Origin of the sequence: Oerskovia sp. NPDC056781, from assembly GCF_042789955.1 — a bacterium.
In the GTDB taxonomy this organism is placed as follows: domain Bacteria; phylum Actinomycetota; class Actinomycetes; order Actinomycetales; family Cellulomonadaceae; genus Oerskovia; species Oerskovia rustica.
Genome location: NZ_JBHUAD010000141.1, coordinates 1 through 10,251, shown reverse-complemented (window position 1 = coordinate 10,251; position 10,251 = coordinate 1). Strand labels below are relative to the sequence as shown.

The window sequence follows — 10,251 nt, the reverse complement described above, 5'->3', positions numbered from 1 at the left end:
GGGTGGAAGACCCGGCCGCTCGCGGCGGCCCGGACCAGGCCCGTCAGGCACCGACCCGGCACGCAGCCGTTCCAGCGGCCGCGCCGCGGTCCCCGTGCCACGACTCAGCTTCACCACCCAGCAGGACCACGACAGGACGAGGTAGACGACGGTGACGGACGAGACTCCCGAGCAGGACGAGAACCAGGGAACCCTCCCCGGGGACGGGACCGAGGCAGCGCTGGGAGCAGACGGCACGGTCGCCGTGCACCACGGCCGGATCGCACAGGTGGACCTGCAGCTCGAGATGCAGCGCTCGTACCTCGACTACGCGATGAGCGTCATCGTGGGGCGTGCGCTCCCGGACGTGCGCGACGGGCTCAAGCCCGTGCACCGCCGCGTGCTCTACGCGATGTACGACGGCGGGTACCGTCCCGACCGCGCGTTCTCCAAGTGCAGCCGCGTCGTCGGCGACGTCATGGGCAAGTTCCACCCGCACGGTGACACGGCCATCTACGACGCGCTCGTGCGGCTCGTGCAGGACTGGTCGCTGCGCTACCCGCTGGTCGCGGGGCAGGGCAACTTCGGTTCCCCCGGCAACGACCCCGCGGCGGCGCCGCGGTACACCGAGTGCCGCATGGCCCCGCTCGCCATGGAGATGGTGCGGGACATCGACAAGGAGACCGTCGACTTCCAGGACAACTACGACGGCCGCACCCAGGAGCCCGTCGTCCTGCCCGCGCGCTTCCCGAACCTGCTGGTCAACGGGTCGGCCGGCATCGCGGTCGGCATGGCCACGAACATCCCGCCGCACAACCTGCGTGAGGTCGCCGAGGGCGTGAAGTGGCACCTGGCGCACCCCGAGGCCTCCAAGGAGGAGCTGCTCGAGGTCCTGCTCACCAAGATCAAGGGCCCCGACTTCCCCACGGGCGCCACGATCCTGGGTCACAAGGGCATCGAGGAGGCCTACCGCACCGGCCGTGGGTCCATCACGATGCGCGCGGTCGTCAACGTCGAGGAGATCCAGAACCGGATCTGCCTCGTCGTCACCGAGCTCCCCTACCAGGTCAACCCGGACAACCTGGCGCTGCGCATCGCCGACCTGGTCAAGGACGGCAAGGTGCAGGGCATCGCGGACATCCGCGACGAGACCTCGGGCCGTACGGGACAGCGCCTGGTCATCGTGCTCAAGCGCGACGCCGTCGCCAAGGTCGTCCTGAACAACCTGTACAAGCACACCTCGCTCCAGGAGAACTTCGGCGCGAACATGCTCGCGCTCGTCGACGGCGTGCCCCGCACGCTGAGCATCGACGCGTTCGTGCGCCACTGGACGACGCACCAGATGGACGTCGTCGTACGCCGTGCGCGCTTCGAGCTGCGCGCCAAGGAGGAGCGCGCCCACATCGTGCGCGGCTACCTCAAGGCGCTCGACGCGCTCGACGAGGTCATCGCGCTCATCCGGGCCTCGGCCACGGTCGAGGACGCGCGCGAGGGCCTCATGGCCCTGCTCGAGGTCGACGAGATCCAGGCTCGCGCCATCCTGACGCTGCAGCTGCGCGCTCTCGCCGCGATGGAGCGCCAGAAGCTCATCGACGAGTACGCCGAGCTCGAGGCCGCGATCAAGGACCTCAACGACGTCCTGGCCCGTCCCGAGCGTCAGCGTCAGATCGTGGGCGACGAGCTCGAGGAGATCGTCTCGCGCTACGGCGACGAGCGCCGGACCACGATCCTCCCCTACGACGGCGACGTGTCGATCGAGGACCTCATCGCCGAGGAGGAGGTCGTCGTCACGATCACGCGCGGCGGCTACGCCAAGCGCACGCGCAGCGACAACTACCGCCAGCAGAAGCGTGGCGGCAAGGGTGTGCGCGGCACGCAGCTGCGCGAGGACGACATCGTCGACCACTTCTTCGTGACGACGACGCACCACTGGCTCCTGTTCTTCACGAACCTGGGCAGGGTGTACCGGGCCAAGGCGTACGAGCTGCCCGAGGGCGGCCGCGACGCCAAGGGGCAGCACGTCGCGAACCTGCTCGCGTTCCAGCCCGGCGAGAAGATCGCGCAGGTCCTCGACCTGCGCGACTACGACGCCGCCGAGTACCTGGTCCTCGCGACGCGCCGCGGTCTGGTCAAGAAGACCCGGCTGTCGGAGTACAACTCCCCGCGCTCGGGCGGCCTCATCGCGATCAACCTGCGCGAGGACGAGGACGGCAACACCGACGAGCTGGTCTCGGCCCGGCTCGTGGACGCCACGGACGACCTGATCCTGGTCTCGCGCAAGGGGCAGTCGATCCGCTTCACGGCCGACGACGACGCGATGCGCCCGCTGGGCCGCTCGACGTCGGGCGTCACGGGCATGAAGTTCCGGGAGGAGGACGACCTCCTCGCCATGGACGTGGTCCGTGACGACGCCTTCCTGTTCACGGTCACCGAGGGTGGCATCGCCAAGCGGACGCAGCTCACCGAGGACAACTACCGCGTCCAGGGCCGCAACGGCTTCGGCATCAAGGTGGCGAACCTCCCTGAGCGCAACGGCGACCTGGTCGGCGCCCTCGTGGTGGACGCCGACGACGAGGTGCTCGTCATCATGGAGCGCGGCAAGATCGTGCGGTCCTCGGTCGACGAGGTGAAGCCCACGGGCCGCACGTCCCAGGGTGTCATCTTCGCCAAGCCGGACAAGAACGACAAGATCATCGCCGTTGCCCGTAATGTCGAACGTCGACTGGGGGAGGATCGGGATACCGTGGACGAGGACGCGTCCGAGCAGGGGCAGTCCGAGGTCGCCTCTCCCGCCAGCAACACCGGGCAGGAGGCTTCGTCGGAAGCGACCCCCGGAGCCACCGAGGATGGTAGATGAGCAGCGAGAAGAAGTCCCCGCCGACGATCGTGCCGAAGGCGGTGCAGCCACGCCCTGACGAGGTGACGAGCACCGCGACCCGCCCACCGGCGAGCAACGGCACCGCACGGACCGCAGGGGGCGGGACGACCAACGGTGCGCAGCCCGGGGCGAGTGCCCCGGTACCGCCGCCTCCTCCGACGACGGGAGCGACGCCGTCGGGCTCGAAGCCCGCGAGCGAGAAGCCCGCGAGCGAGAAGCCCGTCCCGCCGCCTCCGGCCGCGGGCGGTCCGGCCGCCCGGTCCGGTGCGCTGAAGGCGGCTGCCGCCGCCATGGCGACCGCCAAGGCCGCCGCCAAGAAGCTGGCCGAGCCCTCTCCGGCGCCCGCGCCTGCGAAGCAGAGCGAGAAGTCTCCCGACGAGATCGACGACCGAACGGTGCCACGCGTGAACAAGACCCCGACGAGCGCCGGCGCACCCTCTGCGGGCGGTACCCAGGAGGTGCCCGCCATGCACTACACCGCGGCGGGCTTCAGCGGCACGGCGAGCCCGGTCACGGGCGCGACGCCCGTGGCCGCGGCGCCGGCCGGGCAGGCTCCGCGACAGGCGCAGCCGGCGACGGGGGCGACGCCCGCGGCGCGGTCGGCCGACGGTCCTCGTCGGGTGCGGCTCGCGATCTCGCGCGTCGACCCCTGGTCGGTCATGAAGCTGTCGTTCCTGCTCGCCGTCGCGATCGGGATCATGACGGTCGTCGCGACGGCGGTGCTGTGGACCGTGCTCGACGGCATGGGCGTCTTCACCGAGACCGACGCGCTGATCCGCAGCATCGTCGGTCAGGAGTCCACGGTCGACGTGCTCCAGTTCGTGGAGTTCAACCGGGTGGTCGCGCTGTCGACCCTGATCGCGATCGTGAACATGGTGCTCATCACAGCGCTGTCCACGATCATGGCGTTCATCTACAACATCGTCGCGGCCATGGTGGGCGGAATCCACCTCACCTTGACGGACGACTAGGACATAGCATCACATACCGGGACGTCGTCCGAGGGCCCTGGGCCCGCTGCGGAGCACGTCGGACGATGTCCCGGTTTGGGTGCACCCCGAGAAGTGCGGTAGTCTCAAGCGCTGCCGCAGCACAGCAAGGGCCTATAGCTCAGACGGTTAGAGCGCTTCCCTGATAAGGAAGAGGTCAGAGGTTCAAGTCCTCTTAGGCCCACTGCAGGAAACCCACCCGAGGGGGAACGTCATGAAGAAGTTCTTCGTACTGCTGCTCGTTGCCGGCGCCGGATTCTTGATCTGGCGCAAGGTGTCCGAGGACAACAACGAGCGCGATCTCTGGGCAGAGGTCACCGACACCTTCGAGTGACGGTCTCTGCGAGGTAGTTCCGCACGATCTGGGGCCATGGCGCAATTGGTAGCGCACCTGCTTTGCAAGCAGGGGGTTAGGGGTTCGAGTCCCCTTGGCTCCACAGAGTGAACAGGCCGTCGGCCGGGTCTTCCACCCGGCGGCGGCCTTTCGCGTTCCTGCCCGCCGCGGGCGGGTCGCGGTGGCCCACCCAACGCAGAGAGCCCCGACCGGCACCGGCGGGCGGGGCGCTCACGCTCTGCACGGTGGGTTCAGACGGTCGGCTTCTTGCCGTCGGTCGTCGCGTCACCCTCGTCGCCCGACGGCGCAGCGTCCTTGGCCCGGGTGGTCGCCTTGCGCGTCGCCTCCTTGGCGTCGCTCACGGCCTCCTGGACCTTCCCGGTGATCTTCTCCCCCGCGTCGGTGACCGCCTCCTGGACCTTCCCACCCGTCTCCCGTCCCTTGGCGACGGCGGCACCGGCGGCCTCGCCGACGGCCTCTGCGGCGTTGTTGACGGCCGCGCGCGCATCCTCGAAGGTCGAGGCCGGAACCTGGTCCCAGGGCTCGGCCCACGGGTCGGTCGTGGGCTGCGCCCGACGCCACAGGACGTAGGCTCCGCCCGCGGCCGTGACGCCTCCGACGACCCACCAGAGCGCCTTGCTCTTCTTCTGGGGGTCGGCCTTCTCCGCGGCGGCGGTGAGCTTGGCAGGCGCGGCCTTGGCGGCCTTCTTGGCAGAGGCGGCCGACGTGTCGAGCCCCTTCTTGGCGGCCTTGGCGGCCTTCTTCGTCGCCCTCCGGGACAGCTTCTCGGCAGCTGCTGCCGACGCGACGGTCGCGGCGGCCGCGGCCTCGACGTTGCGGGAGGCGGCCTCGGCGGCCGCCGCCGCAGCGGCGTTGAAGCTCGCGACGATCTTGGGCAGGACCTCCTCGACCAGCTTGTCGTGGGCCGTGTCGATCGCCGGGCTGGCCTTCTCGGCAGCCTTCTCGACGCGGGGGGCCGCCGCCTGCAGGCTGTCCTGCCACGCCTTCTCGAGGCGGGGGGTGAGCCACTCGACGAAGGCCTCGACCTTGGGCTGGCCCCACTCCTTGGCCTGGTCGGCGAGCTGGGCTGCTGTCGTCTGCGCCTTGGCTCCAGCGTCGCCGACGAGCGCGGCGACCTCGGCTGCCTGATCCTTGATCTTCTCGGAGTCGATCGAGGAGATCGTGTCGTTCACGACTCGGGCGGAACGGCGGGTGCGGTCGGACATGGAGCCTCCTGTGTTCGCGGTGCTGGTGATGCTCGCTGGGACTCCACTCTGCCACCGTGCCAGGGGACCCGCGAGACAAGCGCGCCGAGGCGTTCGACACCAGTCGGGCGACTGGCGGGAGCCACAGGGCCTCGTGTGAGAATGAGGTCATGTTCGCAACCCTCCACACCACTGCTGGTGACATCCGCATCGAGCTCCTGCCGAACCACGCTCCCAAGACGGTGGCGAACTTCACCGGTCTGGCGAAGGGCACCACGACCTGGACGGATCCCCGTACGGGCGCCGAGAGCAACGCGCCGTTCTACGACGGGCTGATCTTCCACCGCGTGATCCAGGACTTCATGATCCAGGGCGGTTGTCCCCTGGGCACCGGGACCGGCGGTCCTGGCTACACGTTCAACGACGAGATCCACCCCGAGCTCCAGTTCGACCGTCCGTACCTGCTGGCCATGGCCAACGCGGGGTCGCGTCGCAACCCGGTCTCGGGCGAGGTCGAGGGCACCAACGGGTCGCAGTTCTTCATCTCGACGATCCCCACGCCGTGGCTCAACGGCAAGCACACCATCTTCGGCGAGGTCGCGGACGACGAGTCGCGTGCCGTGGTCGACGCGATCAACACGACGCGGACTCGCCCGGGCGACCGCCCGGTCGACGACATCGTCATCAGCTCGGTCACCATCGAGGACTGACCATCTCCGTCCCCGCCTTCGGGACACCGGAACCGGCCCAGCCGGCTCCGGTGTGTCCCCGACACCCCGACCGAGTCTCCTACGTCCGCTGCCAGCGCTGCGGTCGTCCGGCCTGCCCCGAGTGCCAGCGGCCTGCCGCCGTCGGGGTGCAGTGCGTGGACTGTGTACGGGAGCAGGCACGCACTGCTCCGCGCGCCCAGACGGTCCTGGGGGGCACGGTCCGTGGGGGCCGCCCCGTCGTGACGCTGACGATCATCGCGCTGTGCGTCGGGAGCTGGTTGCTCCAGCTCGCGACGGGCGGCGAGTGGACCCAGCAGCTGGCCTTCGCCCCCTTCATCGGCGAGGCGGAGCCCTACCGCTTCCTCACGGCCGCGTTCCTCCACTCCACGGGTGTCTTCCACATCCTGTTCAACATGTACGCGCTGTGGATCACCGGGCCGTTCCTCGAGCAGATGCTCGGGCGGGTGCGGTTCGTCGCGCTGTACGTGCTCGCGGCGCTCGGAGGGTCCGTCGGGGTCCTGCTCCTGGCCGACCCCGCGATGCAGAGCTGGTACACGGCGGTCGTCGGCGCTTCGGGCGCGGTCTTCGGGCTCTTCGGAGCGATCCTGCTCGTCCTGCGCCGCCTCGGCCGGAACGCGACCCAGATCCTCGTCCTGATCGGGATCAACGTCGCGATCGGCTTCATCCCGGGCACCAACATCGCGTGGCAGGCGCACCTGGGTGGGCTCGCCGTCGGGCTGATCCTCGGGGCGGGGTACGCCTACGCGCCCAAGGCGCGTCGCACGGTGTGGAGCGTGGGCGTGACCGTTCTCGTCGCGGTCGCCCTCGTGGCGCTCACGGTGCTCAAGTACTCGTCGGTGGCACCGGGGTACGTGGCGTTCTGAACCGACTATCCGATCTCGAATAGTTATCCACAGACTTACTCACACCTGTGGAACTACACCCGTGTAGTTATCCACAGCCTCGGTAGGCGGGGGATTCGTCGAGCGAGCAAGGGTGGGTCCGCAGCGCTGCGGACCCACCCTGCACGGTGACCCACGGTGACCCACGGCGGGCGAGGGACGACCGACAGCGACGGCTACTTCCAGCGCGTCGTCAGGACGAAGCCCGCGATGATGAGCGCGAACCCGATCGCCAGGTTCCACTGGTTGATCGCCGGGATCGGCAGCCCCAGGCCGTTGCTGGTCAGGTAGAAGATGACGATCCACGCCAGGCCCAGCAGCATCAGGGTGAGCATGGTCGGGACGAGCCAGCGGGGGTTGCCCGTGTCAGGCTTCTTCACCTGCGGGGCCTTCACCTTGACTGGCTTCTTGCGAGACTTCGACTCGGGCACGAGAGCTGGCTCCTGTCCTCGGTATGCGTGTTCCTGGCACGAGAGCTGTGCAGGAGCTGTGTCGGGTGGGACGAAGCGGCGCTGCGCGACGTCGTGAACGGCAACGCCATTCGACGTCTAGCGTAGTGGGCGGACAGAATGGCCGTGTGCACGGTGACCGGAGGTGAGCCAGGTAATGAGCCAGGACGACCGGAGCCTCGACGCGCCCCGACGCGGCGACCAGGGGGACGACGGCCCTGAGCCGTCCGCCGCGGGCGAGGCGACCCCCGCCGCCGCTCCCCCGGTCACTCGTGGACGGCGCATCCGGTCCGGCATCACCGTCCTCCTGGTGCTCGCGCTCTCCGGGCTGATGTTCACGGCGAGCGCCAGGCTCGCGCGCAACCAGGACGGCCGCCACCCCCAGAACCTGACCGACCTCGTGCAGAACGAGGAGCGGCGCGTCGAGAGCATGACCGGGCAGGTCGTCGACCTCGAGGCCGAGGTGACGGCCCTGGCCCAGGACCTCGCTCCCGCCGAGCTGACGCCGCCCGAGGTCGTCGTGAACACGGGCATCGTGGCCGGCTCCGTGCCCGTCACCGGACCCGGCCTCAGCGTGACCCTCGACGACGCGCCGCCCACCCAGCAGTCCCGGAGCGCCAACGTCGACGACCTGGTCGTCCACCAGCAGGACCTGCAGGACGTGATCAACGCCCTCTGGGCCGGCGGTGCCGAGGCCATGACCCTCCAGGGCCAGCGCGTGACCCCCACCACCGCCTTCCGCTGCGTCGGCAACGTCCTCAACCTGCACGGCCGTGTCTTCTCGCCGCCGTACGTCGTCTCGGCCGTCGGGGACACCGCGGCGCTCCAGGCCTCGCTCGACCGTTCGCCCGCGATCGGTATCTATCAGGAGTACGTGGACGCGTACGGGCTCGGGTGGAAGGTCGAGAAGTCGTCCTCGATGAACATCCCTGCCTTCGAGGGCGCCACCGACCTGCGGTATGCGCGCGTGCCCGGCGAGAAGGACCAGGCGTGACGGCGTCTTCGGGACCGGTCCGCCACGTGCGCCCCGACGGCGGCCGCCGTCCCCGTGCGCGCCGCAGCGCCGCCTCGACGGTCGCCGGGGTCCTCGGCGAGGTCCTCATCACGGTGGGCGTCCTGCTCGGTCTGTTCGTCGTGTGGCAGCTCTGGTGGACCGACGTCCAGGGAGCCCGCGAGCAGGCCGAGGTGCTGCAGAGCATGGGATGGGAGGTTCCCGCGGACGAGGCCGTCGAGGTCCGGCGCGACGAGCCTCCGGTCGCCGAGCAGCCCGCAGTCGGCGACGTGTTCGGACAGCTCTTCGTCCCACGGTGGGACGACGCCGTGATCCCCCTCGCACAGGGGACGGACAAGCGCACGATCCTCGACAAGGCGATGGCCGGCCACTACCCCGAGACGGTCATGCCGGGAGCCATCGGCAACTTCTCGCTCGCGGCGCACCGCATGACCTACGGCGCACCCTTCCACCGGGTCGAGGAGCTCGAGGTCGGCGACCCGCTCGTGGTCCGCTCGAACGACACCTGGTACGTGTACCGCGTGACCGAGGGCTTCGTCGTCCAGCCGAGCCAAGTCGAGGTCATCGCGCCCGTCCCCGGCCAGCCGGGCGTCGAACCGACGCAGCGCTTCCTGACCCTCACGACGTGCCACCCGATCGGCCTGAACTCCCTGCGGGAGCGGTTCATCGTGCACGCCGAGCTCGACTACTGGCTGCCCGTCGCCGACGGACTGCCGCCCGACCTCGTGGGCCACGTGCCCGACGAGCTCGTCGCGGCCCCCCCGGAGGCTGCCGAGGGTGCTGACGGGGCCGCTCCTGCGGGTCTCGCCGGGGCGCGCGCCGTGGACACCGTGACCGGCCCGACGAACGGGGGACGATGATGTACGGAGCGCTCTGGCGTGTGCTGCCAGGCCCGGCGTGGCTCCGGGTGCTGCTGCTGCTCGTCCTCGTGGCGGCCGTGGTGCTCGTGTGCTTCGAGTGGCTCTTCCCGATCGTCGCCGAGTACATGCCGTTCAACGAAACGACCGTCGAAGGAACAGGTGGGTAAGGGATGGTCCGCATCCTCGTCGTGGACAACTACGACTCGTTCGTCTACACGATCGTGGGGTACCTGAACCAGCTGGGTGCCCGGACGGTCGTCGTGCGCAACGACGCCGTCCCCGCCGTGGGCGCGGACGGCCGGTTCCGGGACGACGACGGCGCGTTCGACGGCGTCCTGGTCTCGCCCGGTCCCGGCACCCCCGCCGAGGCAGGGCAGAGCGAGGAGGTCATCCGGGCCTGCGCCGCCTCGCGCACGCCGATGCTCGGGGTCTGCCTGGGCCATCAGGCTCTCGCCGAGGTCTACGGGGCGACCGTGACGCACGCGCCTGAGCTCATGCACGGCAAGACCAGCCTGGTCGAGCACGAGGACACGGGCGTGCTGGCGGGCCTCCCCTCCCCCTTCACCGCGACGCGCTACCACTCGCTCGCGGTCGTCCCCGAGACGGTTCCTGCCGAGCTGGTCGTCACCGCCGCGACGGAGAGCGGGGTCGTCATGGCTCTCCAGCACCGTGACCTGCCGCTGCACGGTGTCCAGTTCCACCCCGAGTCGGTGCTGACCGAGGGTGGGCACCGTCTGCTCGCGAACTGGCTCACGCTGTGCGGGGCGTCGGACGCCGTGGAGCACTCGGAGGGCCTCGCTCCGCTCGTACGTCGCTGACGGGCCGCTGAGGACCCACGACGAGGGCGCGCAGGGCTGGACGGGCACCGCCCGTCGGCCGTCGCTTCGCCTCGAACCCGCGCCGGACGCGCGAGGGCCCGGCACCGCATGGTGC

11 protein-coding genes and 2 tRNA genes are annotated in these 10,251 nt (G+C 70.0%); 11 read left to right on the top strand and 2 right to left on the bottom strand.

The genetic code is table 11. The annotated features are described in order from the left end of the window. The first annotated feature begins 151 nt into the window (after nucleotides 1–151). From gyrA to ACFRCR_RS12630, 5 genes are all read left to right on the top strand, one after another. Nucleotides 152–2,836, top strand: coding sequence for a DNA gyrase subunit A (gene gyrA, locus ACFRCR_RS12650; RefSeq protein ID WP_377677960.1), 2,685 nt, complete (start codon nucleotides 152–154; stop codon nucleotides 2,834–2,836). After that, on the top strand, nucleotides 2,833–3,828 hold the full coding sequence (locus ACFRCR_RS12645) for a DUF3566 domain-containing protein (protein ID WP_377677959.1): 996 nt from the start codon (nucleotides 2,833–2,835) through the stop codon (nucleotides 3,826–3,828). Before gyrA ends, ACFRCR_RS12645 begins: the two co-directional genes overlap by 4 nt. A 128-nt stretch (nucleotides 3,829–3,956) precedes the next feature. Continuing rightward, a tRNA-Ile gene (locus ACFRCR_RS12640) sits at nucleotides 3,957–4,030 on the top strand. A gap of 30 nt (nucleotides 4,031–4,060) precedes the next feature. Then, nucleotides 4,061–4,180, top strand: a complete 120-nt coding sequence (locus ACFRCR_RS12635) for a DLW-39 family protein (protein ID WP_210410998.1) — start codon at nucleotides 4,061–4,063, stop codon at nucleotides 4,178–4,180. 30 nt (nucleotides 4,181–4,210) lie between these two features. Next, nucleotides 4,211–4,283: transfer RNA gene (locus ACFRCR_RS12630), tRNA-Ala, on the top strand. A gap of 148 nt (nucleotides 4,284–4,431) precedes the next feature. Here ACFRCR_RS12630 and ACFRCR_RS12625 read toward each other — a convergent pair. After that, on the bottom strand, nucleotides 4,432–5,406 hold the full coding sequence (locus tag ACFRCR_RS12625) for a hypothetical protein (protein WP_377677958.1): 975 nt from the start codon (nucleotides 5,404–5,406) through the stop codon (nucleotides 4,432–4,434). Between the two features lie 149 nt (nucleotides 5,407–5,555). Between ACFRCR_RS12625 and ACFRCR_RS12620 the strand changes: the two genes are divergently transcribed. Then, nucleotides 5,556–6,095, top strand: coding sequence for a peptidylprolyl isomerase (locus ACFRCR_RS12620; protein WP_138826988.1), 540 nt, complete (start codon nucleotides 5,556–5,558; stop codon nucleotides 6,093–6,095). A 155-nt stretch (nucleotides 6,096–6,250) separates the two neighbouring features. Beyond that, nucleotides 6,251–6,979 (top strand): rhomboid family intramembrane serine protease, encoded by a 729-nt coding sequence (locus ACFRCR_RS12615; protein ID WP_377677956.1) that lies wholly within the window; start codon nucleotides 6,251–6,253, stop codon nucleotides 6,977–6,979. A gap of 194 nt (nucleotides 6,980–7,173) precedes the next feature. Here the strand turns inward: ACFRCR_RS12615 and ACFRCR_RS12610 are convergent, their stop codons facing one another. Continuing rightward, a complete protein-coding gene (locus ACFRCR_RS12610) occupies nucleotides 7,174–7,428 on the bottom strand; it encodes a cell division protein CrgA (protein ID WP_138826987.1) in 255 nt (84 codons plus the stop codon). A 175-nt stretch (nucleotides 7,429–7,603) separates the two neighbouring features. On the opposite strand from ACFRCR_RS12610, the gene ACFRCR_RS12605 reads away from it, so the two are divergent. The 4 genes from ACFRCR_RS12605 to ACFRCR_RS12590 are packed head-to-tail and all read left to right on the top strand — an operon-like array spanning nucleotide 7,604 to nucleotide 10,136. Next, nucleotides 7,604–8,440 (top strand): DUF881 domain-containing protein, encoded by an 837-nt coding sequence (locus tag ACFRCR_RS12605; protein ID WP_377677954.1) that lies wholly within the window; start codon nucleotides 7,604–7,606, stop codon nucleotides 8,438–8,440. Beyond that, nucleotides 8,437–9,318 (top strand): class E sortase, encoded by an 882-nt coding sequence (locus tag ACFRCR_RS12600; protein ID WP_377677952.1) that lies wholly within the window; start codon nucleotides 8,437–8,439, stop codon nucleotides 9,316–9,318. Before ACFRCR_RS12605 ends, ACFRCR_RS12600 begins: the two co-directional genes overlap by 4 nt. Further along, entirely contained in the window at nucleotides 9,315–9,485 is a 171-nt protein-coding gene (locus ACFRCR_RS12595) for a hypothetical protein (protein WP_377677951.1), read from the top strand. The genes ACFRCR_RS12600 and ACFRCR_RS12595 overlap by 4 nt, the downstream gene beginning before the upstream one ends. Nucleotides 9,486–9,488: 3 nt before the next feature. Continuing rightward, a complete protein-coding gene (locus ACFRCR_RS12590) occupies nucleotides 9,489–10,136 on the top strand; it encodes an aminodeoxychorismate/anthranilate synthase component II (protein ID WP_191794674.1) in 648 nt (215 codons plus the stop codon). The last annotated feature ends 115 nt before the right edge of the window (nucleotides 10,137–10,251 follow it).

What these genes read in the sequence shown, in the direction of transcription:
- ACFRCR_RS12645 (WP_377677959.1), top strand. Translation starts at nt 2,833, where the DNA reads ATGAGCAGCGAGAAGAAGTCCCCGCCGACGATCGTGCCGAAGGCGGTG.
- ACFRCR_RS12635 (WP_210410998.1), top strand. Translation starts at nt 4,061, where the DNA reads ATGAAGAAGTTCTTCGTACTGCTGCTCGTTGCCGGCGCCGGATTCTTG.
- ACFRCR_RS12625 (WP_377677958.1), bottom strand. Translation starts at nt 5,406, where the DNA reads ATGTCCGACCGCACCCGCCGTTCCGCCCGAGTCGTGAACGACACGATC.
- ACFRCR_RS12620 (WP_138826988.1), top strand. Translation starts at nt 5,556, where the DNA reads ATGTTCGCAACCCTCCACACCACTGCTGGTGACATCCGCATCGAGCTC.
- ACFRCR_RS12605 (WP_377677954.1), top strand. Translation starts at nt 7,604, where the DNA reads ATGAGCCAGGACGACCGGAGCCTCGACGCGCCCCGACGCGGCGACCAG.
- ACFRCR_RS12595 (WP_377677951.1), top strand. Translation starts at nt 9,315, where the DNA reads ATGATGTACGGAGCGCTCTGGCGTGTGCTGCCAGGCCCGGCGTGGCTC.
- ACFRCR_RS12590 (WP_191794674.1), top strand. Translation starts at nt 9,489, where the DNA reads ATGGTCCGCATCCTCGTCGTGGACAACTACGACTCGTTCGTCTACACG.